The sequence below is a fragment of the Amycolatopsis sp. NPDC051061 genome (genome assembly GCF_040682935.1).
In the GTDB taxonomy this organism is placed as follows: Bacteria; Actinomycetota; Actinomycetes; order Mycobacteriales; family Pseudonocardiaceae; genus Amycolatopsis.
Genome location: NZ_JBFBBZ010000073.1, coordinates 18,119 through 38,482 on the forward strand (window position 1 = coordinate 18,119; position 20,364 = coordinate 38,482).

The 20,364-nt window shown below is 71.5% G+C and carries 22 protein-coding genes; 8 read left to right on the top strand and 14 right to left on the bottom strand.

Features of this window, described 5'->3' with window-relative positions:
- Window positions 1-47 precede the first annotated feature (47 nt).
- From AB0N03_RS48100 to mftA, 5 genes are read right to left on the bottom strand one after another with little or no spacing between them, the layout of a single operon-like run.
- Entirely contained in the window at window positions 48-821 is a 774-nt protein-coding gene (locus AB0N03_RS48100) for a mycofactocin-coupled SDR family oxidoreductase (protein ID WP_364387494.1), read from the bottom strand.
- The gene (gene mftE / locus AB0N03_RS48105; protein ID WP_364387496.1) at window positions 818-1,492 is read right to left on the bottom strand and encodes a mycofactocin biosynthesis peptidyl-dipeptidase MftE; all 675 of its coding nucleotides are present in this window, start codon (window positions 1,490-1,492) and stop codon (window positions 818-820) included. Before mftE ends, AB0N03_RS48100 begins: the two co-directional genes overlap by 4 nt.
- 2 nt (window positions 1,493-1,494) lie before the next feature.
- Window positions 1,495-2,661 (bottom strand): mycofactocin radical SAM maturase, encoded by a 1,167-nt coding sequence (gene mftC / locus AB0N03_RS48110; RefSeq protein ID WP_364387498.1) that lies wholly within the window; start codon window positions 2,659-2,661, stop codon window positions 1,495-1,497.
- Window positions 2,661-2,954: a mycofactocin biosynthesis chaperone MftB gene (gene mftB, locus AB0N03_RS48115; RefSeq protein ID WP_364387500.1), complete on the bottom strand. Its 294-nt coding sequence runs from the start codon at window positions 2,952-2,954 to the stop codon at window positions 2,661-2,663. The genes mftC and mftB overlap by 1 nt, the downstream gene beginning before the upstream one ends.
- Window positions 2,944-3,042, bottom strand: coding sequence for a mycofactocin precursor MftA (gene mftA / locus AB0N03_RS48120; protein ID WP_364387502.1), 99 nt, complete (start codon window positions 3,040-3,042; stop codon window positions 2,944-2,946). The genes mftB and mftA overlap by 11 nt, the downstream gene beginning before the upstream one ends.
- A gap of 106 nt (window positions 3,043-3,148) precedes the next feature.
- Here mftA and mftR point away from each other — a divergent pair, with 106 nt between their 5' ends.
- Complete coding sequence (gene mftR, locus AB0N03_RS48125; protein WP_364387504.1) at window positions 3,149-3,790, top strand: mycofactocin system transcriptional regulator; 642 nt, start codon at window positions 3,149-3,151, stop codon at window positions 3,788-3,790.
- A 116-nt stretch (window positions 3,791-3,906) separates the two neighbouring features.
- Here mftR and AB0N03_RS48130 read toward each other — a convergent pair whose 3' ends face one another.
- Window positions 3,907-4,344 carry an SRPBCC domain-containing protein gene (locus tag AB0N03_RS48130; protein WP_364387506.1) on the bottom strand — a complete coding sequence of 146 codons (438 nt, stop codon included), beginning with the start codon at window positions 4,342-4,344 and terminating at the stop codon, window positions 3,907-3,909.
- A 56-nt stretch (window positions 4,345-4,400) separates the two neighbouring features.
- Between AB0N03_RS48130 and AB0N03_RS48135 the strand changes: the two genes are divergently transcribed.
- The 4 genes from AB0N03_RS48135 to AB0N03_RS48150 all read left to right on the top strand — a co-directional run bounded on the left by AB0N03_RS48135 (window position 4,401) and on the right by AB0N03_RS48150 (window position 8,720).
- Entirely contained in the window at window positions 4,401-5,009 is a 609-nt protein-coding gene (locus AB0N03_RS48135; protein ID WP_364387508.1) for a helix-turn-helix domain-containing protein, read from the top strand.
- Between the two features lie 99 nt (window positions 5,010-5,108).
- On the top strand, window positions 5,109-5,429 hold the full coding sequence (locus AB0N03_RS48140; protein ID WP_364387510.1) for a hypothetical protein: 321 nt from the start codon (window positions 5,109-5,111) through the stop codon (window positions 5,427-5,429).
- A 91-nt stretch (window positions 5,430-5,520) separates the two neighbouring features.
- Window positions 5,521-7,149: a GMC family oxidoreductase N-terminal domain-containing protein gene (locus tag AB0N03_RS48145; protein WP_364387512.1), complete on the top strand. Its 1,629-nt coding sequence runs from the start codon at window positions 5,521-5,523 to the stop codon at window positions 7,147-7,149.
- Window positions 7,146-8,720 (top strand): succinic semialdehyde dehydrogenase, encoded by a 1,575-nt coding sequence (locus AB0N03_RS48150; RefSeq protein ID WP_364387514.1) that lies wholly within the window; start codon window positions 7,146-7,148, stop codon window positions 8,718-8,720. The genes AB0N03_RS48145 and AB0N03_RS48150 overlap by 4 nt, the downstream gene beginning before the upstream one ends.
- A 3-nt stretch (window positions 8,721-8,723) precedes the next feature.
- On the opposite strand, the gene AB0N03_RS48155 is transcribed toward AB0N03_RS48150, so the two are convergent.
- The 6 genes from AB0N03_RS48155 to AB0N03_RS48180 form a co-directional block, all read right to left on the bottom strand.
- Complete coding sequence (locus tag AB0N03_RS48155; RefSeq protein WP_364387516.1) at window positions 8,724-9,494, bottom strand: isocitrate lyase/phosphoenolpyruvate mutase family protein; 771 nt, start codon at window positions 9,492-9,494, stop codon at window positions 8,724-8,726.
- 35 nt (window positions 9,495-9,529) lie between these two features.
- Complete coding sequence (locus tag AB0N03_RS48160; protein WP_364387518.1) at window positions 9,530-10,993, bottom strand: phospholipase D family protein; 1,464 nt, start codon at window positions 10,991-10,993, stop codon at window positions 9,530-9,532.
- 37 nt (window positions 10,994-11,030) lie between these two features.
- Window positions 11,031-12,314, bottom strand: coding sequence for a phosphopyruvate hydratase (gene eno / locus AB0N03_RS48165; protein ID WP_364387520.1), 1,284 nt, complete (start codon window positions 12,312-12,314; stop codon window positions 11,031-11,033).
- A 266-nt stretch (window positions 12,315-12,580) separates the two neighbouring features.
- The gene (locus AB0N03_RS48170) at window positions 12,581-13,048 is read right to left on the bottom strand and encodes a MarR family winged helix-turn-helix transcriptional regulator (protein WP_364387522.1); all 468 of its coding nucleotides are present in this window, start codon (window positions 13,046-13,048) and stop codon (window positions 12,581-12,583) included.
- Window positions 13,049-13,088: 40 nt separating this feature from the next.
- A complete protein-coding gene (locus tag AB0N03_RS48175; protein WP_364387523.1) occupies window positions 13,089-14,657 on the bottom strand; it encodes an amidase in 1,569 nt (522 codons plus the stop codon).
- A gap of 24 nt (window positions 14,658-14,681) precedes the next feature.
- Entirely contained in the window at window positions 14,682-15,644 is a 963-nt protein-coding gene (locus AB0N03_RS48180; RefSeq protein ID WP_364387525.1) for a LysR substrate-binding domain-containing protein, read from the bottom strand.
- Window positions 15,645-15,684: 40 nt separating this feature from the next.
- Between AB0N03_RS48180 and AB0N03_RS48185 the strand changes: the two genes are divergently transcribed.
- From AB0N03_RS48185 to AB0N03_RS48195, 3 genes are read left to right on the top strand one after another with little or no spacing between them, the layout of a single operon-like run.
- The gene (locus AB0N03_RS48185) at window positions 15,685-16,425 is read left to right on the top strand and encodes a succinate dehydrogenase cytochrome b subunit (protein ID WP_364387527.1); all 741 of its coding nucleotides are present in this window, start codon (window positions 15,685-15,687) and stop codon (window positions 16,423-16,425) included.
- Window positions 16,425-18,353: a fumarate reductase/succinate dehydrogenase flavoprotein subunit gene (locus AB0N03_RS48190; RefSeq protein WP_364387529.1), complete on the top strand. Its 1,929-nt coding sequence runs from the start codon at window positions 16,425-16,427 to the stop codon at window positions 18,351-18,353. Before AB0N03_RS48185 ends, AB0N03_RS48190 begins: the two co-directional genes overlap by 1 nt.
- Window positions 18,350-19,096 (top strand): succinate dehydrogenase/fumarate reductase iron-sulfur subunit, encoded by a 747-nt coding sequence (locus tag AB0N03_RS48195; protein ID WP_364387531.1) that lies wholly within the window; start codon window positions 18,350-18,352, stop codon window positions 19,094-19,096. Before AB0N03_RS48190 ends, AB0N03_RS48195 begins: the two co-directional genes overlap by 4 nt.
- A 20-nt stretch (window positions 19,097-19,116) precedes the next feature.
- Here AB0N03_RS48195 and AB0N03_RS48200 read toward each other — a convergent pair whose 3' ends face one another.
- Window positions 19,117-19,665, bottom strand: coding sequence for a DUF1062 domain-containing protein (locus tag AB0N03_RS48200; protein ID WP_364387533.1), 549 nt, complete (start codon window positions 19,663-19,665; stop codon window positions 19,117-19,119).
- Between the two features lie 183 nt (window positions 19,666-19,848).
- On the bottom strand, window positions 19,849-20,364 hold a 516-nt coding region (locus tag AB0N03_RS48205; protein ID WP_364387535.1), incomplete at its 5' end, for a class F sortase.

Here is a 20,364-nt window from a genome sequence, read left to right on the forward strand (position 1 = left end):
GTCACCGAGAGTGGCAGCGCCGGTCGGCAGGCCGTTGTGTGGGGGAGTCACAGGGCCAGCCCTCCGTCCACCGGCACCACCGCGCCGGTCGTCGCACCGCTCTCGGGATCCGCGAGGAACGCCAGCACCCGCGCGATCTCGGCCGGCTCCAGCAACCTCCCGGCCGGTTGCTGCGCGGCGAAATCCTCCGCGCCCGGCAGGCCGTACAGCCGAGCGCTCTCCGCGAGGATCGGCGTGTCGGTCGAGCCGGGACTGACCGCGTTGGCCGTCACCCCGGTCCCGCCCAGTTCGGCGCCCAGTGCGCGGACCAGGCCGGCCACCCCCGCCTTCGCCGCGCAGTACGCCGCCAGCATCGGCAACCCGCGCGTCGCGGCGGCGGAGGCGACCGCGAGGAACCGGCCCGACCTCGGCTCCGCTCGGCGCAGCAACGCCGGGACGGCCACCCGCGCCAGGTTGAGCACCCCGCGCAGGTCCACGTCGAGCACCGCGGCCTCCTGCTCCGGGGGGACCTCCCACAACGGCACGCCCCCGGCGATCACTCCGGCGGCCGCGATGGCGACGTCGAGGCCACCCCAGCGGTCTTCCACCGAGGCCACCGCGGCCGCCAGCGCCGTGGGGTCCCGGACGTCGGCGACGAATGCCTCGGCGCCCGTCTGCGAGGCGACAGCGGCCAGCTCGGCCTTGCTCCCCAGCGCGTACGGCAGCGCCGGGTCGTCGGCGGCGACGTCGACCGCGAGCACGGCGTAGCCCTGGCCCGTCAGGCGCCGCACGGTCGCGGCCCCGATCCCGCGGGCCGCGCCGGTGACGAGCGCCGTCCTCATGGCCAACCGTCCACATGGGAGACCAGCCGGTCGGTCAGCTCGTCCAGCAACGCCCGGCCTTCCCGCGCCGTCGCGGCGGCCGGGTCGCCGAGCACACCGGTCGGGCTGACGGCGCGCACTCCGCCCTCCCGCAGCAGCGGCAGTACTTCACCCAGGGGACGCCGGTCGCCCGCGACCGCCCGGTCCATCCGTACGCCCTCAGGCCGCAAGGCCAGCAGCACCGCGGTTTCCGGGCGTCCGGCGTGCGGGTCGCCGTCCCAGTGCGGCCGGTACACCTCGACGTCCCGCGACTCCGCCCGCAGCCTGGCCACCGCGCGGGCGACCGGGCCCGCGTTGCCGCCGTGCGCGGAGACGAACAACAGCCGCCGGAACGTCTCCGCGGCGGATCGGCCCAGCTCCAGCAGCAGGAGCTCGGTGGCGGCCTGGCCGATCGAGAGCGTCCCGGCGAACCCGGCGTGCTCGCCGCTGGACCCGAACGCCACGGCGGGCGCCACCAGGACGTCCGGACGCTTCTCCGAGAGCCGATCGCACAGCGCGAGCGCGATGTCGGTGTCGGTCGAGAGCGGCAGGTGCGGTCCGTTCTGCTCGGTCGCGCCGACCGGCACCGCGAGGATCGCGCCGGCCGCCGCGCGCTCGGCGACGTCCGGCCAGGACAGGTCCGCGAGCCGCACGGTCAGCGTCCGAATCCTGCGAGCGGGCTGTCGTCGCAGGCCCGTTCCGGCGGGCGGCGCATCCCGATGGTGACCGGGACCGGACGCCGCCGGTGGGAATGGTCGAGCGACGGCTTCGGGACGCTGGTGACGCCCGCGAGAGCCGGCTCTCCGTGGCCGCGCACGCATTCCGGGTCGGGCCCGTCGAGCGGCAGCCCGGTGAAGAACTTCGCGGCCATGCAGCCGCCGCGGCAGGCGTCGAACGCCGAGCACGACTCGCACGCGCCGCCGCTCTGCGGGCTCCGCAACTCCGTGAACAGCTCGGATTCCCGCCACACGCCAGTGAACCCGCCGCCGCCCCGGACGTTGCCGGCGAGGAAGGTGTCGTGGATGGCGAACGGGCAGGCGTAGACGTCGCCGACCGGGTCGACCAGGCACACGACCCGTCCGGCGCCGCACAGGTTCAGCCCCGGCAGGTCGCCCTCGCCGTAGCCGGCGAGGTGGAAGAACGAGTCGCCGGTGAGCACGTTCTCCCCGTGCGCCACGAGCCAGTCGTAGAGTTCGCGCTGCTGGGCGGCGCTCGGGTGCAGCTCGTTCCAGGTGTCGGCGCCCCGGCCGGACGGGCGCAGCCGCGTGATCCGCAGCTGGGCGCGGTAGCGGTCGGCGATGGCCTTGAACGCGTCGAGCTGGCTCACGTTGTGGCGCGTCATCACCACGGAGATCTTGAAGTTCTCGAAGCCCGCGTCGGCCAGGTGTTCCATCGCTCGGATCGCGGTGGCGTAGGAGCCGGGGCCGCGGACGTGGTCGTTGACCTCGGCGGTGGCGCCGTCCAAGGAAATCTGGACGTCGACGTAGTCACTCCCGGCCAGCCGCCGTGCGACGTCAGGGGTGATCTTGACGCCGTTGGTGGAGAACTTGACCCCGACGTGGTGGTCGGTGGCGTAGTCGACGAGTTCCCAGAAGTCCGGGCGCACCGTCGGTTCGCCGCCGCCGATGTTGACGTAGAAGACCTGCATGCGCTCGAACTCGTCGATCAGCGCCTTGCACTCGGCGGTGCTCAGCTCGCGCGGATCACGTCTGCCGGACGAGGAAAGGCAGTGCACGCAGGAAAGGTTGCAGGCGTAGGTCAGTTCCCAGGTGAGGCAGATCGGGGCGTCGAGCCCGTATTGGAACTCGTCCACAAGGGACATCAGAGCCTCCTCGGCTGGATCATGCTCGAGGCGGCGAGGGCGGACAGTGCCGCGCGGTACCTCGGCAGCTCCGCGGCGCCGACGCCCGCTTCGGTGCAGGCCGCCCGCGCGTCCGGGTGCTCGGCCAGGCCGCGGACGACGTCCAGGAGCGTCGGGCTCTTCAGGAAGGAAAGCCGGCGGGTGCCGAAGTGGTACAGCAGGGCGCCGAACCGCTCGGGCCGGATCGAGACCCGGTCGTCGAGGCGCCACGGGCCGTCCAGGTCGAAGCCCGCCGGCGAGTCCTCAGTAGACACCGCACATGCCGTCGATCGAGACCTCTTCGACCAGCAGTTCCTCGGTCAGGGGCTCGTCGGTCTCCGGCGTGGTCTGGTTCTCGCTCATCCTGACTCCTTCGGCAGTGATGATTTTCGGCACTGAGTGTCGAATAGGGGGGAGGGTAATGTCACCCCGTGTCGATAATCAAGGCTCTGGAGGGAACGGCACCCGGATGACCGATGACGTGCTCGCCCGGCCCGCGAACCGCCGGGGCCGTCCGCCGGGCACCAGCGCCCGGGAACTCGAGGTCGCCGCGCTGCGGTTGTTCAGCGAGCAGGGCTTCCACGAGACCACCGTCGACCAGATCGCCACCGCGGCCGGTGTCAGCAGGCGGACGTTCTTCCGCTACTACGACGCCAAGGCCGACGTGCTCTGGAACGAGTTCGACACCGAGGTCGAGACGATCCGGACCCTGCTCGCCGAGATGCCGGCGGACCTGCCGGTGCTGGAGGCGGTGCGTCGCGCGGTGCTGGCGGCCAACCACTACCGCGCCGAGGACGTGCCGGAGCTGCGCAGGCGGATGACCCTGTTGAGCACGGTGCCGGACCTGGCCGCGAGCGCGGCGGTCCACTACGACGCGTGGGAGCGCGCGGTGAGCGCGTTCGTCGCCCGCCGGTCCGGCCAGCCGGAGGAGTCGCTGTACCCGCTGGTGGTGGGACGCGCGGTGCTCGCCGCCTGCCGCGCGGCGTACGACCGCTGGTCCGCCCGCGCGGACGCCGACTTGACGGTGTACTTGGACGCGGCGCTGCGGGCGCTGGCGGCCGGGCTCGCCGACGACGTGCTGAGGGTGGAGCCGGACCCGGTGCCGGGCTGAACGAGGGGCGGCGGGGGACGCTGCGGGGATGCGCGCGCAGGCGGCGTGCTCGCCGCGGGGACGCTGCAGGGGATGCGGCGCGCCCGCGGCGGGGGAGGTCGCCTGCGCCGTAGCCGCTACCAGTCGCTTTCGGCGAGGACGCCGGGCAGGCCTTCGGTGAGCATCCGGCGCCGGACCCGGTGCAGCAGCCGGGCCATGAAGAACCCGCCGGCGCCGCGGAACCCCGTGTGGCGGTAGGTGAGGCGGGTCCCGGTCGCCGTCTCGGCCAGGTGGCACGTCACGGTGCTGGGCGCGTCGGCTTCCTGGTTGCGCCAGCTGAAGCTGAGCAGCTCGGGCGCGTCGGCCGCGAGGATTTCGCAGCGGACGACGCCGTCCCAGCCGGGGACCGGGCGGCCGACGAACCGGAACCGCGTGCCGACTTCCGGCGCGAAGCCCTCCGGACGGCCGCCGCGGCCGGTCGACGTCCAGCGCGGGACCAGGGCCGGGTCGGTGAGGGCGCGCCAGACCCGGGGCCGGGGGTGCGGGTACTCGCGAACGATCTCGAACTCGCTCATGGGATCTCCGTTCGTTACAGTCACTGTAAATACTACTCCTGCTGTAGGATGTACTGGTGCTGAAACCGGAGACGCTGCGGGAGCGGCGGAAGCGAGAACTGCGGCGGCAGCTGTCGGACACCGCGACGCGGATGTTCCTGGAGCGCGGGTTCGACGCGGTTCGCGTCGCCGACGTCGCGCGGGCGTGCGGGGTCACGGAAAAGACGGTGTTCAACCACTTCGGCAGCAAGGAGGCGCTGCTGGCCGACCGCTGGGACACGCACGTGGAGGCGCTGAGCGCGCGCCTCGCCGACTCCGAGCCCCTGGACGCGGCGCTCGAGGTGCTCGGCGAGGAGCTGGACTTCCTCATCGCCTCGGCGCGCCGGCACGGCTGGGCGGAGGTCCGCCGGTTCGGCGAGCTGGTCCGGGCGACCCCGGCGCTGGTGGCGCACCACCGCGAGGCGCGCGACCGGCTGACGGAGGCCGCGGTCGAGGCGCTGGCCACCCGGGCCGGCACGACGCCCGACGACCCGATCGTCCGCATCACGGCGGCGGCCGTCACGGGGCTGTGGAACGTGTACGCCTTGAGCCTCCAGCGGCACCAGGTGAAGGGGGCGGCCCGAGCGGCCCGGGAGGTCCGTGCGGATCTGGCCCGGGCGGCGGAGGCGCTGCGCCGCGGGCTCTGACCGACCGCGGACTGCGACGCGCTGCCGACTCCGACTGGCCGCTTGTCGCCCGATGGGGTGACTGCTTACAGTTTTCCTCCGGCTTCGCGGGGAGGAAGCATGCACGCCAGACGGCGCTCGATCCGGTTCAGCGGCACGGAAGTCACCATCAGCGCGGCCCTCAAGGACGGCTTCTTCGGCGCCGACCGCAAGCACACCTTCGACGTCAAAAAGATCAAAAAGATCAGCAACTCCGAGCCCGGGTTCTCCCGCCCCGGAAAGCTGACGTTCTCCGTCGAAGGCGCCTCCGACGAAGTCGTGAAGAACCCCGCCAGTGGCGGTGACCAAGTGGACATGAACACGTTCTGTTACGGGAGCCTGGACACCGGCCGGGTGCGCAAGCTGGTCGCGGAGATCGAAAAGGCCAGGAAAGCGACGTAGAAGTACCCGTTGCGCTCCGAGGCGGCGAAGCTATACCGTGAGCAAACTAGAACAGGTTATAGTTTGTGGTGGGCCGGATCGAGGAGCGGACATGGCGAAGAAGGCGCCGCGCGGCGACGAGGCCGACTACGTCGTCGTCGGGTCGGGGAGCTCGGGGGCGGCGATCGCGGGCCGGCTGGCGCAGTCCGGGGCCAGCGTGATCGTCCTCGAAGCCGGGAAGAGCGACGAGCAGCTGCTGGTCAAGAAGCCGGGCCTGGTCGGCCCGATGCACGCGGTGCCGCAGCTCAAGGCCCTCAACGACTGGGGCTACTACGGCATCCCGCAGAAACACGTTCTGGATCGCCGGATGCCGGTGCCGCGCGGGAAGGTCGTCGGCGGCTCCAGCTCCATCAACGGCATGGTCTACGTCCGCGGCAACCGCGCCAACTTCGACTCCTGGGCGGCCGAGGGCAACACCGGCTGGGACGCCGACAGCGTCAACGCCGCGTACAAGCGCATGGAGGACTTCGAGGACGGCGAGAACGCCTTCCGGGGCGCGGGCGGCCCGATCCGGGTCACCCGCACCAAGATCCCCCAGGAAGGCTCGCTGCAGTTCATCGACGCCACGTCCGACGCGCTCGGCTGCAAGGTCCTCGACGACTACAACGCCGAGTCCCAAGAGGGCGTCAGCCGGATGCAGCAGAACGCCGCCGACGGCCTGCGCTACAGCGCCTCGCGCGGCTACCTCCACCACCTCGCATCGCCGACGCTCGAACTCCAGTCCGGCGTGCTGGCGAAGAAGGTCCTCTTCGAGAACGGGCGCGCCGTCGGTGTCGAAGTCGTCGACGGCGGCCGGCCGCGCACCATCCGCGCCGGCAAGGAGGTCATCCTCTCCGCCGGGTTCGTCGGCTCCGCGCAGCTGCTCATGCTGTCCGGGATCGGCCACGCCGAGCACCTCAAGGAGCACGGCATCGACGTGCTCGCCGACCTGCCCGTCGGCGACAACATGCACGACCACATGTTCCACGCCCTGACGTTCCACGTGTCCTCCAGCAAGAACAAGGGCGCGGCGTCGTACTTCGCCCGCGGCTTGGCCCGTGAGCTGCTGAAGCCCGGCACCACATTCCTCGCCAACTCGGTCTTCGAGGCGGTCGCGTTCCTCCGGACCTCCCAGGCCGACGCCGTCCCCGACCTGCAGCTGCACCTCCTGCCGTGGGCGTACGTGTCGCCCAACCAGGACGCGCCGATCCGCCACGACGTCGACAAGCGCCCCGCGCTCACCGTGCTGTCCACGCTGATCTACCCGAAGAGCCGCGGCACGCTGCGGCTCGCGTCGGCCGATCCCGCGGCCGCGCCGCTCATCGACTTCCAGTACCTCTCCGACCCGGCCGACCTGGAGGTCCTCGCCGAGGGCTCGGAGATGGTCCGCGAGATCTTCGCGTCGAAGGCGTTCAAGGGCGCGGTCAAGGAAGAGATCCACCCCGGCACGAACCTGCGCGGCCAGGAGCTGCGCGACGCGATCCTCAACCGCGCGACGTCGGTCTACCACGGCGTCGGCACCTGCCGGATGGGCGTCGACGAGCTCGCGGTCGTCGGCCCCGACCTCAAGGTGCGCGGCGTCGAGGGCCTGCGGGTCTGCGACGCCTCGATCATGCCGTCGATCACCGGCGGCAACACCAACGCGCCCGCCATCATGATCGGCGAACTGGGCGCCCGGCTCGTCCTCGGGAGCGGATCGTGACCGTGACCCCGCTGAAGCTCACCCGCCCGGCGTCGGTGACCGACGCCTTCCTGCGAGAGCTGGTCGCCCGCGTACCGGGCTCGTCCGGCGAAACCTGGAAACTCACCGAGGTCTACACCGGCGAGGCGCTCGTCGAGCTGCCGCAGTCGACGCCGGCCGACATCGAGCAGGCGTTCGCCGTCGCCCGCGAGGCGCAACGCGAGTGGGCCGCCACACCGCTCAAGGAACGGCTGGCGGTGTTCAAGCGGGCGCACGCGCTCTTCGTCGGCCGCGCGCGGGCCGTCGCCGACCTCATCCAGGTCGAGAGCGGCAAGAACCGGCGGATGGCGATCGAAGAAACCTGCGATCCCGCGATGGTGATGAGCCACTACCTGCGGCGGGCCGCGAAGCTGCTGTCGCCGACGAAACGCGGCGGGCCGGTGCCGATGCTGACGTCGTCGACCGAGGTCCGGCTGCCCAAGGGGGTCGTCGGCATCATCGCGCCGTGGAACTTCCCGTTCGCCACCGGCATTTCCGACGCGATCCCGGCGCTGATGGCCGGCAACGCGGTCGTCCTGAAGCCGGACAACAAGACCGCGCTTTCCCCGCTCTACGGCATCAGGATGCTGGAGGAGGCCGGCCTGCCGAAGGGGTTGTTCCAGGTCGTCTGCGGCGAGGGCCCCGACGTCGGCCCGACGCTGATCGACCACGCCGACTACGTGATGTTCACCGGCTCCACGGCCACCGGCCGGGTGATCGGCGAGCGCGCCGGGCGCAACCTCATCGGCTGCTGCCTGGAGCTCGGCGGCAAGAACCCGATGATCGTCCTCGACGACGCCGACCTCGCCGAAGCCGTGCGGGGCGCGATCTTCGGCGCGTTCGGCAACACCGGCCAGATCTGCATGCACATCGAGCGGATCTACCTCCCGGAGTCCCGCTACGACGAGTTCAAGGACGCGTTCGTGGCGGCGACGAGCGCGCTGGACGTCCGCGCGGCCTACGACTTCGGACCCGACATGGGCTCGCTCGTCTCACCCGATCACCTGCACCGCGTCAAGGAGCACGTCGACGACGCCGTCGCGAAGGGCGCGACGGTGCTCTGCGGCGGCAAGCCGCGCCCGGACCTCGGGCCGGCGTTCTTCGAGCCGACGATCCTCGAAGGCGTCACGAAGGACATGGTCTGCGGGGTCACCGAAACCTTCGGGCCGGTGATCGCGCTGCACCGGTACCGGACCGTCGACGAGGCCGTCGAGCTGGCCAACGACACCGACTACGGCCTCAACGCCTCGGTCTGGAGCCGCGACATCGGCGCCGCGCGGGCGGTCGCGGCGCGCCTGGAGTCCGGCAACGTGAACGTCAACGACATCCTCGCGACCGCGTTCGCCGCGAAGGGGACGCCGTCCGGAGGCGTGAAGAGCTCCGGGGTCGGCGCCCGCCACGGCGACCAGGGCCTGCTCAAGTACACCGACGTGCAGAACCTGGCCGTGCTGAAGAAGCAGGTCATGGGCCCGCGGCCCGGACAGGGCTACGAGAAGTACGTCGAAAGCATGCTGTCCGGGCTGAAGCTCATGCGGCGGCTGCGGATCCGGTAGCGCTCAGTTCAGCTTCCGGGTGTCGGCGGGCAGGCCGCCGCCGGCGTAGACGTCCTCGGCGAGCTTGGCCAGCGCGGTCAGGGCGACGTTCTGGCTCCACGGCCCGTAGGACACGCGCGAGACGCCGAGCTCCTGCGCGCGCTTGAGGGAGATCGAGCCGGGGATGCCGATGAGGTTGACCTTGCGCTCGCCCAGTTCTTCGACGAGCCGCGCGACCTGGGCCTCGTCGAGCTTGCCGGGAACGAAGAAGTTCGACGCGCCCGCGTCGAGGTAGGCACGGCCGCGCGTGATCGCCTCTTCCAGCGCGGTCTCGGGGTCGGTCTTGAGGAAGGCATCGGTGCGGGCGTTGAGCACGAAGTCGACCCCGGCCTTCTGCGCGGCCGCGACGGCGGCTTCGACCGCCTTGACGGCGTCGCCCAGCGGCTTCATCTGGTCTTCGAGGTTGGCGCCGACCGCGCCGGCCTCGATCGCCCGGGCGATGGTGCCGCCGGGATCGCCGTAGCCGGCTTCGAGGTCGGCGGTGACGGGCAGGTCGCCGGCCGTCCGCACGATCAGCGCGACCTCGGCGATCATCTCGTCGCGCGGGATCTTCTCGCCGTCCGGGTAGCCGCGCGAGGCGGCGATGCCGTGGCTGGGGGTGGCGAGGGCCTGCGTGCCGGGCGTCTCGGCGACGACCTTGGCGGTGATGGCGTCCCAGACGTTGACGACGAGCAGCAGCTCGGGCGCGGCGTGCAGCTCCTGCAGCCGGGTGGCCTTTTCGGCGGTGGAGGTCATGCTGCCCAATCTAGAGCGGGCGGCCGATCTTCGCCTCAGCCGTCCACGAGCAGTCCGCGCAGTGGACCCTGCAGCCGGCCCGCCCGCCGCGAGACGCCGGGGAGCAGCACGAGCCGGTGGGTGCGGCGCTCGCCTCGGCGTTCCCGCTCCGCCTGCTCCTGCGCCAACGGCCGCCAGAGGTCGTCGACGACGTCCGCCGGGTCGCCGTCCACCTCGGCCACGTCGCGGCCGAGGTGCTCGGCCCACAGGCGCAGCCTCGTCGTGCGGGCCACCTTGGGGTCGTCGGTCGCGATGTTGACCTCGGTGTCGTTGAACAGCGAGTGCTCGTTGAGGTTCGCCGACCCCACGGTCAGCCACTCGTCGTCGACGATGCCGAGCTTCGCGTGGACGTAGACGGGGGAGGAGGCGTTGCCGGTGTCGGCGCTGTGCGCGCTGATCGTCGTCGCGAGCAGGCGGCCGTGGCCGTCGTCCACGTCGAGGAGCCGCCCCAGCTGGCCGCGGGTGGTGTCGGCGCCGTTGCTCGGCTTGCGCGGCAGCAGCAGGACCATGCGGAAGCGGTCGTCGGGCGGGTTGCGCAGCTTGTCGAGGAGCACCTCGGCGATCTCGGGTGACCAGAGGAACTGGTTCTCGAGGTAGACCAGCCGCCGCGCCGAGCGCAGCGCCCGCAGGTAGCCGTCGAGGATCGTGAACTCACCTTGGGGCGCGAAGTCGTAGGTGGAGTTCGGCACCGTGCGCAGCCGCTGGACGCGGGTGCCGCCGGCCGGCCCTGGCACGGCCGGTGCCGGCAGGTCCTCGTTCGCGACCTCCGACCACCGCCGCCGGAAGTGGTCCGCGACGTCGGCGACGATCGGTCCTTCCAGCCGGGACGCCAGGTCGTGCCAGCCGATCGGCCGCGGCGGGTGGTCCGGGCTGTCGTGGCGGTCGCCCTCCAGCGCGGTGAAGTCGACGCCGCCGACGAACGCGACCGCGTCGTCGACCACCACCAGCTTTTCGTGGTGGCAGTGCATGGTCCGCTCGCGCGAGTCCAGCACGCAGCGCACGGCCGAGCCGTCGGTGAACTTGCGCTGCTCGCGCTGCGCCAGGCCGCGCGTCGGCTGGAACGCCGGGACCGGCGGACCGGCCCACATCAGCACCCGCACTTCGACACCGCGCTCGGCGGTCTCGGCGAGCAGCTCCCGCAGGGTGAGGGCGCCGGGCTCGCGCGTCAGCCGGAAGTCCGCGCTCGCGTGCCAGTTCGCGATGTGCACATGGGATTTCGCGCTCCGGATGGCGGCCTCGATCGCCGGCAGGGTCTCCTCGCCGTCGATCAGCACTTCGACGCGGTTGCCGTCGCGGACCGCCGCCCGGCCGCCGAAGCGGTCCTCCGCGCCACCCGGCTCGAGCACGTCGCCCCACCCCAGCGCGCGAAGTCGTCGCTGGTGGTGGGCGCACAGGACGTGCTCGAGCCCGTCGCCGAGCCGTTCGTCGGCCTTGTCCAGGAAAGAGTGAAAAGACTTCACCCGTCCTATGTCACTACAGATCGGCCCGGTCCGCCGATCAGCGGCTGCCGCGAAGGGTGGCCCGCCCGGCGTAGCGGGCTTCGGCGCCCAGCTCTTCCTCGATGCGGATGAGCTGGTTGTACTTGGCCGTGCGGTCGGAGCGGGACAGCGAACCCGTCTTGATCTGGCCGCAGCCGGTGGCGACGGCGAGGTCGGCGATCGTGGTGTCCTCGGTCTCGCCGGAGCGGTGGGACATCACGACCGAGTAGCCCGCCTTGTGCGCGGTGTCGACGGTGAGCAGCGTCTCGGTGAGCGTGCCGATCTGGTTGACCTTGACCAGGATCGAGTTCGCGATCCCGCGGTCGATTCCGTCCTGCAGCAGCGTGACGTTGGTGCAGAAGACGTCGTCGCCGACGAGCTGCACGCGGTCGCCGATGCCGTCGGTGAGCTGCTTCCAGCCGTCGTAGTCGTCCTGCGCGAGGCCGTCCTCGATGGAGACGATCGGGAAGCGCGTGGTCAGCTCGGCGAGGTAGGCGACGTGCTCCTCGACGCTGCGCTTGCGGCCTTCGCCGCGGTAGTCGTAGACGCCGTTGTCGTAGAACTCCGACGCGGCGGGGTCGAGCAGCAGCGCGATGTCCTCGCCGGGGGTGTAGCCGCTCTCCTCGATCGCGCGGACGACGAACTCGAGCGCTTCGTCGGCGGAGGCGAGGTTGGGCGCGAAGCCGCCTTCGTCGCCGACGTTGGTGCCGTGCCCGGCCTTCCGCAGCGACGCGCGCAGCGTGTGGAAGACCTCCGAGCCCATCCGCACGGCCTCGGCGAAGGTCTCCGCGCCGACCGGGCCGATCATGAACTCCTGGAAGTCGATCGGGTTGTCGGCGTGCGCGCCGCCGTTGATGATGTTCATCATCGGCATCGGCAGCTGGTGGGCGAAGACGCCGCCGACGTAGCGGTACAGCGGCAGGGTGTTCGCCGCCGCGGCGGCCTTCGCGACGGCCAGCGAGATCCCGAGCGTGGCGTTGGCGCCGACGCGGGCCTTGTTCGCGGTTCCGTCGACGGCGATGAGCGCGGCGTCGACCTCGGCCTGGGCTTCGGCGTTCAGCCCGATGACGGCCTCGGCGAGTTCGGTGTTGACCGCGGTGACGGCCTTGCGGACGCCCTTGCCGTGGTAGCGCGCCTTGTCGCCGTCGCGGAGCTCGACGGCCTCCCGGGTGCCGGTGGAGGCACCCGACGGGACGGCGGCCCGGCCCAGCGAGCCGTCCGCCAGCACGACGTCCACCTCGACGGTCGGGTTGCCCCGGCTGTCGAGGACCTCGCGGCCATGAACACGGGCGATTGCCGTCATTTCAGCTCCTTGAAGATTTTCCCCAGGGGGCGCCGGCGGCGCTGCCGTGCGCGGGTTCGTGCCGCAGGCTAGCAGAGGGTGTCTGAATCGATAAGGCCTGATTCACGTGGGCCGTTCGGGCCTGCGGCAGGGGTACCCGGAGGGTCGGCTCGCGTGCCTGGAGGGTCGGCTCGCGTATCCGGAGGGTCGGCTCGCGTGATTGGACGCGTGACTCGCGTGATTGGGCGGGCATCTCGCGTGATTGGGGGGACGACACGCGCGGCGGGTCAGTCGTCGGCGGGGGTGTGGCCGCGCTGGTGCTCGGTGATGTCGGTGAGCGTGCGCTTGAAGCGCTCGTAGTCCTCGCGGCCGAGGCGGTCGGCGTGGCGGCGCTGGATGGCCGCCATGATCGCGTCCGCCGCGCGCATCTGGGCGAGGCCGCGCTCGGTGGGGCAGATCAGCTTCGCGCGGCGGTCACTCGGATCCGGCCGCCGTTCGACGTACCCCAGACCCTCGAGCTCGTCGATCAGCGTGCCGATGATCTGCTTGTACTGCCCCGAAAGCCGGGACAGCTCGGTGGCCCGGACGCCGCCGGGGTCCAGGTAGGCGAGCACCGCGCCGTGCCGGTGTTTGAGGTCGTCGAATCCCTGGGAAGCCAGCGTCGCGAACAGCTCCCGCTGGACCGCGAACAGGAGCCGTCCCGAGAGGACACCCAGGTCGGGGTCCGTCGCGTTCCGCTCCGCGCGGGTGACCATCGGCTGTCCTCCTCACCGTCGGCCCCCACCCTAACGATCGTCAGGAGCCGAGCGTGGGAAGGAAGGCCGGGGCCCGGCGCGCCGGGGCGGCCCGTTCGAACGCCGCCGCGAAGGCGAGGACCCGGGCGTCGGCCCAGCGACCGGCGAAGAACGACACGCCGATCGGCAGCGGGCCCGCGAACCCGGCCGGGACCGACACGTTCGGGTAGCCCGCCACGGCCGCCGGGGTCGACGAACCGAGGACGAACGCGTCGCCGGCGGCGTAGTCCGTCTTCCACGCCGGGCTGTTGGTCGGCGCGACGATCGCGTCGAGGTGCAGCCGCGAGAGCGTCTCGTCGATCGACCGCTGCGCCAGCGAGGTGGCCGTCGCCCGCTGCTGCCGGTACGTCGGGTCGCTCGGGGCCGGCGCGGCCGCGGCCTGCTCGAACAGCTCCTGGCCGAACTTCGAAAGCTCCACGGGGTCGCGACGGTTGAAGGCGATCAGCTCGTCGAGCGTGGCGGGGTGGCCCGGACGGTGCGTGAGGTAGGCGTTGAGGTCCCGCTTGAACTCGGTGAGCAGCGCCGGCGTCTCGGCCGCGCCGATCTGGTCCTGGTACGGCAGGTCGACGTCGACGACGGTGGCGCCGCGGGCGGTCAGCGTCCGGACGGCGTCGCGGGTGACCCGGTCGACGTCGGCGTCCAGGCCGGCCAGCCGCCAGACGCCGATCCGGGCTCCGCGAAGAGCACCCGGGTTCAGGAGGGCCGCGTAGTCGCGCGGCTGGCCCGCGGGGATGGCCGCCGTCGCGGGGTCGGCCTTGTCGCGGCCCTGCAGCACCGACAGCGTGACGGCGGCGTCGACGACGTGGCGCGCCATCGGCCCGGCGGTGTCCTGCTCCGCGGAGATCGGCACGACGCCGGTCCGGCTGACGAGCCCGAGCGTCGGCTTCTCGCCGACGACGTCGTTGGCGCCGGCCGGGCAGACGATCGAGCCGTCGGTCTCGGTACCGATCGCGACCTGGGCCAGCGTGGCCGCGACGGCGGCGCCGGAGCCCGACGACGAGCCGCACGGGTTGCGGTCGAGGACGTAAGGGTTGTTCGTCTGACCGCCGATGCCGGACCAGCCCGACGTCGAATGCGTCGAACGGAAGTTGGCCCACTCGGACAGGTTGGTCTTGCCGAGGATCACCGCGCCGCCGCTCCGCAGCCGGTTCACCAGGGCCGCGTCGGCGGCCGGCCGGCTGCGCGGCAAGGCCCGCGAACCCGCGGTCGCCGGCTGCGCGCGCGTGTCGATGTTGTCCTTGAGCAGCACCGGGATCCCGTCGAGCTGCCCGAGCGTGCGGTGTGCGCGGCGGCGGGCGTCGCTGGCGGCCGCGGCCCGGAGCGCGCCCGGGTCGACGGCGACGACCGAGTGGACCTTGCCGTCGATGGCGTCGATGCGGCGCAGGTAGGCGGTGGTCAGCCGAACGGCGGTGAGGCCACCGTGGTCCATCCGCTGCTGGAGTTCGGGGATGGTGGCCGCGTCGAGGTCGAACCCCAGACCGGTCGCGGCGACGGCGGGGACCGGGGCCAGGAGGGAACCGGCGAGGACGACGAGCACGGCGGCCGAGCGCAGACGATTCACGGCGTCCATCGGACTCCTCGACGCGCCGGTGCGTCAACCCTCCGTTGGTCGGGCGCCTCTGTCCACAAGGGCTCTGTCCACAAGGGATTCGATGCCGGGCGGGAGGCTCGCGCGATCGGCGACGAACCCGACGACCGCGGTGCGCAGCGCCCGGACGGCCCGCGTCGGCTCGACTTCCTTGCGGTAGGCCAGCTGCACGATCCGGGTCATGCCCGCGTCCGGCGCGAACCGCGTCATCAGGAACCGCTCACCCGCAACGGTGCTCGGCACGACCGCGGATCCGACGCCCGCGCGCACCAGCTCCAGCACGGCGTCCATCTCGCCGCCCTCGATCGCGAACGACGGCTCGAACCCGGCCGCGCGGCACGCGTTCACCGTCGCTTCCCGGACGTCGTAGCCGCGGCGGAACATCACCAGCGGGACGTCCGCGAGCTCGCGGACGTCGAGCCGGTCGCCCGCGCGGGGCACCGGCGCGTCCGCGGGGGAGATCACGACCAGCTCCTCCAGCAGCAGTGGCGTCGCCGCCAGGTGGGGGTCGCCGGACATCCGCGCCCCGGCCAGCAGGGCCAGGTCCAGCGCGCCTTCGGCCAGCCGCTGCCGGAGGTCGCCCGACCCGCTCTCGTGCAGTTCCAGCTGGATGCCCGGGTACCGGCGGCGGAACGCCGAGAGCATCGCGGGCAGCAGGCCGGTGCACAGGCTGGGCGGCGCGCCGAGCCGCACGCGGCCGCGGTCGAGCTCGGCCAGCTCCCGGATCGCGAGCCGCGCGGATTCGGTCTCCGCCAGGATCCGCCGCGCGATCGGCAGCAGGACCTCGCCGGCTTCGGTGAGCGAGACGTTGCCGCGGATCCGGTGGAACAGCGGCGCGCCCAAGTCGTGCTCGAGCGTGCGGATCTGCTGGGACAGCGAGGGCTGCGCGACCCGCATCTCCTCGGCGGCGCGGGTGAAGTGCCGGTGCTCGGCGACGGCGACGAAGTAGGCGAGCTGGTGCAGCTGCATGCCCCCACGATAGCCGGTGGCTATCGAATGCAGAGCTATCATGTCTTTGACCTCTGATGGAACCGCTCTTACCGTCGATCGGGTGGTAACTGACCTCGAGCGCCGTTCGAACGTCCGCCGGTTCTGGGACTCGACGATCGGCAAGAAGATCGTCATGGCGGTGAGCGGCGGGCTCCTGCTCGCGTTCGTCTTCGCGCACATGGTCGGCAACCTCAAGACGTTCCTCGGCGCCGACGACCTCAACCACTACGCGCACTGGCTGCGAACCATCGGCGAACCGATCCTGCACTACGCCTGGTTCCTCTGGATCCAGCGCGTCGTCCTGCTGGTCGCGCTGGTCCTGCACGTCACAGCGGCGGTGCAGCTGGTCCGGCGAGATCTCCGGGCGCGGCCGGTGCGCTACGTCCACCGGCGGCCGGTGCGCGCGACCTTCGCGGTGCGCACGATGCGCTGGGGCGGCGCGACGCTCGCGGTGTTCGTCGTCTGGCACGTCCTCGACTTCACCGTGGGCACGGTGAACCGGGACTTCGTGCCGGGTGACCCGTACCACAACCTCGTCGCGGACTTCCAGGTCTGGTGGGTCAACGTGATCTACCTGGTGGCGCTCGCGATGCTCGGCCTGCACATCCACCACGGCTTCGCCAGTGCCGCGCGCACGCTGGGGGTCACCAGCGCGAGACGGGAACGGGCGATCAAGATCCTCGGCAGCACGACGGCGGTCGTGATCGCGGGCGGCTACGCGCTCGTCCCGATCGCGATCATGACGGGACTGGTGGACTGATGTCCGACTACGTGACGGGCGACCCGATCGCCGATACCAAGGCACCCGCGGTTCCCCTGGAGAACCGTTGGGACGAACGGAAGTTCGCCGCCAAGCTGGTGAACCCGGCGAACCGGCGCAAGCACCGCGTGATCGTCGTAGGCACCGGGCTGGCCGGCGGGTCGGCCGGGGCGACGCTGGCCGAGCAGGGCTACCAGGTGGTGCAGTTCTGCTTCCAGGACTCGCCGCGGCGGGCGCACTCGGTCGCCGCGCAGGGCGGGATCAACGCGGCGAAGAACTACCGCAACGACGGCGACTCCGTCCACCGCCTCTTCTACGACACGGTGAAGGGCGGGGACTTCCGCTCCCGGGAGTCCAATGTGTACCGGCTCGCCCAGGTGTCGGCGCAGATCATCGACCAGGCCGTGGCGCAGGGCGTGCCGTTCGCCCGCGAGTACGGCGGTCTGCTCGACACGCGTTCGTTCGGCGGTGTGCAGGTGCAGCGGACCTTCTACGCGCGCGGCCAAACGGGCCAGCAGCTGCTGATCGGCGCGTACCAGGCGTTGTCGCGGCAGATCGACGCCGGGAACGTCGAACTGCACCCGCGGACCGAGATGCTCGACCTGGTCGTCGTCGACGGGCGTGCCCGCGGGATCGTCGCGCGGGACCTGGTGACCGGGGAGATCGAGACGCACCTCGCCGACGCTGTCGTCCTCGCGACCGGCGGTTACGGCAACGTCTTCTACCTGTCCACCAACGCCAAGGGCTCCAACGCGACGGCCATCTGGCGGGCGCACAAGCGCGGCGCGTACTTCGCGAACCCGTGCTTCACCCAGATCCACCCGACGTGCATCCCGCGGTCGGGGGAGCACCAGTCGAAGCTGACGCTGATGAGCGAGTCGCTGCGCAACGACGGCCGGATCTGGGTGCCGAAGCGCAAGGGCGACACGCGGCCGCCGGAGGAGATCTCCGAGGACGAGCGCGACTACTACCTCGAGCGCCTGTACCCGAGCTTCGGCAACCTGGTGCCGCGCGACATCGCGTCGCGGGCGGCGAAGAACGTGTGCGACGCGGGACTCGGCGTCGGGCCCGGCGGCCTGGGCGTCTACCTGGACTTCGCCGACGCGATCGAGCGCATGGGCCGCCCGGCGATCGAAGCTCGCTACGGCAACCTCTTCGACATGTACCAGCGCATCACGGCGGAAGATCCCTACCGGACGCCGATGCGGATCTACCCGGCCATCCACTACACGATGGGCGGGCTGTGGGTGGACTACGACCTGCAGAGCACGATCCCCGGGTTGTTCGTCATCGGGGAGGCCAACTTCTCCGACCACGGCGCCAACCGGCTCGGCGCGTCGGCGTTGATGCAGGGCCTCGCCGACGGCTACTTCGTGCTGCCGGCGACCCTCAACGACTACCTCGGCGGGACCCGCCTGGCCGACGTCTCGCCGCGGCACGACGAGGTCACGCGCGTGGAAACCGAGGTGCGCGAGCGAATTTCCCGGCTTTTGGCGATCCGCGGATCACGGTCGGTCGACTCGTACCACCGCGAGCTGGGCCTGCTGATGTGGGACCACTGCGGGATGTCCCGCAGCCGCGAAGGACTGCGCAAGGCCCTGGAGCGGATCCCCGGCCTGCGCGCGGAGTTCTGGCGTGACGTCCGCATCCCCGGCGTCGCGGCGGAGCTGAACCAGGAGCTGGAGAAGGCGAACCGCGTCGCGGACTTCCTGGAACTGGCCGAGCTGCTGCTGATCGACGCGCTGGCGCGGGAGGAGTCCTGCGGCGGCCACTTCCGTGAAGAACACCGGACCGCCGAGGGCGAGGCGGAGCGCGACGACGAGCACTTCTCGTACGTCGCCGCGTGGGAGTACGGCGAGAAACCCGTGCTGCACCGCGAGGACCTCACCTTCGAGCACGTCCACCCGACCCAGCGGAGCTACACATGAAACTCACCGTCCGCGTCTGGCGGCAGGCCGGCCCGGCCACCGAGGGCCGGCTGGTGTCCTACCCGGTCGACGACCTCAGCCCGGACATGTCCTTCCTCGAACTGCTGGACGTGCTCAACCAGGAGCTGATCGCGAACGGCGAAGAACCGGTGGCCTTCGACCACGACTGCCGCGAGGGCATCTGCGGCTCCTGCGGCGTCGTGATCAACGGGCAGGCGCACGGCCCGGAGCGCACGACGTCCTGCCAGCTGCACCTGCGGTCCTTCGAGGACGGCGACGTGGTCGACGTGGAACCTTGGCGCGCCAAGGGTTTCCCGGTAATCAAGGATCTGGTGGTGGACCGGTCGGCGCTGGACCGGATCGTTCAGGCGGGCGGGTACGTCAGTGCCCCGACGGGCAGCGCCCCGGACGCCCACGCGACGCCGGTCCCCAAGCCGGACGCGGACCTGGCGTTCGACAACGCGACGTGCATCGGGTGCGGCGCCTGCGTGGCGGCGTGCCCCAACGGCTCGGCGACGCTGTTCACGGCGGCGAAGGTGACCCACTTGAGCCTGCTGCCGCAGGGACAGCCGGAGCGGGCCCGCCGGGTGCTGGACATGGTCGACACGATGGACGCGGAAGGCTTCGGGGGGTGCACGAACACCGGTGAGTGCGTGGCGTCGTGCCCGAAGGGGATTCCGTTCGCGAGCATCGCGAGTCTCAACCGCGAGTTCCGCAAGGCGAGCCGCTCCGGCCGTGGGTGAGCGGCTCGCCTCCCGGGGGTTCAGCGCTTGAGCGTGAAGGTGAAGCTGCCGGAGAGCTTGCCGCTCAACCGGGCCGCCGAGACGACCTTCCCTTCCGTGATCAGCCGCTCCACCTCGGCCCGCGCGAGACCGCACCCTTCGGCGATCAGCCGCGCCGGCCGGATCGGGATCGGCGCGGCGAGGTGGACCGAGACGTCGAGCACCTCACGGTCGAGGTAATCCGATCCGCCGGTGTCGAGGCGCCAGGCACCCTCCCAGTCGAGGGCGATGTGGTTGCGGCGCCGCAGCACCGGATCCCGGAGCAGCTCGGCGGCCAGGCCGGGATCGTTGACGTGCAGCCGGTCCAGCAGCTCCGGCCGTACGGCCCGCACGTTCACGCGCTCCAGGACCGTGAGCTTCACGGTGTCCCCGCACCCGGTGCAGAGCGCGAGGAGCCAGGCGTCGATGAGCTTGTGGTGGGCGTTGACGCGAAATTTTCCGTTGGCCCGGAACCGCTCGGCCCCGCACACGTGGCAGCGGCGGAGGACGAGCGGCAGGCAGGTGGGAACGACCACCCAGTCGATGAGCACAGAAGTACACCGAATTCCGTGAGAAGTCCGCAGCAAGAAGCAGCGCGGCGCACAGGCGCGACGCGCGACGATTCAGCACTCGGGGGTTCTCACGCGATGTACAACGGCACGTCCTCGATCAGGCGACGGTGATTCGTTGCACGGTAATGGTGCGGGGTGGTGGGGTTCTACTGGTTTAAACGCTCAGCGCTTGAGCTTGGCGTACACGATCACGTTGTCGAGGTAGTTCCGGTTCGCCGCGTCGTACTTGCCGCCGCAGGTGATCAGGCGCAGCTCGGGGTCGGAGGTGTTGCCGTACACGGCTTCGGTCGGGAACTCCTTCTTCGCGATCTGGTCGACCTTCGTCACCTCGAACGTCAGCTTCCCGCCGTCGGCGCGGTCGACGTGCACGGGATCGCCCGGCTTCAGCTCGCGCAGCCGCCAGAAGATGCCCTTGCGGTGGTCGCCGTCGATGTGCCCGAGGATCACCGCGGGCCCGGCCTCGCCGGGCGTCGGGCCGTACTCGTACCAGCCGGCCTGCAGCGGCTGGTCGACCGGCGGCACCTCGACGGTGCGGTCGGCGTTGAGCCCGAGCGACACCAGCGTCGACTTCGCGTCGATCGCGGGGACGTCGAGCGCGGTCGGCAGGGACCGCGTCAGCCCGGCCGCGGCGGGTGCCGGCGGCGGGGCGGCGGGGGGCGTCGTCGCGCCGCAGCCGGC

Coding starts and splice junctions, on each gene's coding strand:
- AB0N03_RS48100 (WP_364387494.1), bottom strand. CDS start 821: ATGAGGACGGCGCTCGTCACCGGCGCGGCCCGCGGGATCGGGGCCGCG.
- mftC (WP_364387498.1), bottom strand. CDS start 2,661: ATGTCCCTTGTGGACGAGTTCCAATACGGGCTCGACGCCCCGATCTGC.
- mftA (WP_364387502.1), bottom strand. CDS start 3,042: ATGAGCGAGAACCAGACCACGCCGGAGACCGACGAGCCCCTGACCGAG.
- mftR (WP_364387504.1), top strand. CDS start 3,149: ATGACCGATGACGTGCTCGCCCGGCCCGCGAACCGCCGGGGCCGTCCG.
- AB0N03_RS48130 (WP_364387506.1), bottom strand. CDS start 4,344: ATGAGCGAGTTCGAGATCGTTCGCGAGTACCCGCACCCCCGGCCCCGG.
- AB0N03_RS48140 (WP_364387510.1), top strand. CDS start 5,109: ATGCACGCCAGACGGCGCTCGATCCGGTTCAGCGGCACGGAAGTCACC.
- AB0N03_RS48145 (WP_364387512.1), top strand. CDS start 5,521: ATGGCGAAGAAGGCGCCGCGCGGCGACGAGGCCGACTACGTCGTCGTC.
- AB0N03_RS48155 (WP_364387516.1), bottom strand. CDS start 9,494: ATGACCTCCACCGCCGAAAAGGCCACCCGGCTGCAGGAGCTGCACGCC.
- eno (WP_364387520.1), bottom strand. CDS start 12,314: ATGACGGCAATCGCCCGTGTTCATGGCCGCGAGGTCCTCGACAGCCGG.
- AB0N03_RS48170 (WP_364387522.1), bottom strand. CDS start 13,048: ATGGTCACCCGCGCGGAGCGGAACGCGACGGACCCCGACCTGGGTGTC.
- AB0N03_RS48175 (WP_364387523.1), bottom strand. CDS start 14,657: ATGGACGCCGTGAATCGTCTGCGCTCGGCCGCCGTGCTCGTCGTCCTC.
- AB0N03_RS48180 (WP_364387525.1), bottom strand. CDS start 15,644: ATGCAGCTGCACCAGCTCGCCTACTTCGTCGCCGTCGCCGAGCACCGG.
- AB0N03_RS48185 (WP_364387527.1), top strand. CDS start 15,685: ATGTCTTTGACCTCTGATGGAACCGCTCTTACCGTCGATCGGGTGGTA.
- AB0N03_RS48190 (WP_364387529.1), top strand. CDS start 16,425: ATGTCCGACTACGTGACGGGCGACCCGATCGCCGATACCAAGGCACCC.
- AB0N03_RS48195 (WP_364387531.1), top strand. CDS start 18,350: ATGAAACTCACCGTCCGCGTCTGGCGGCAGGCCGGCCCGGCCACCGAG.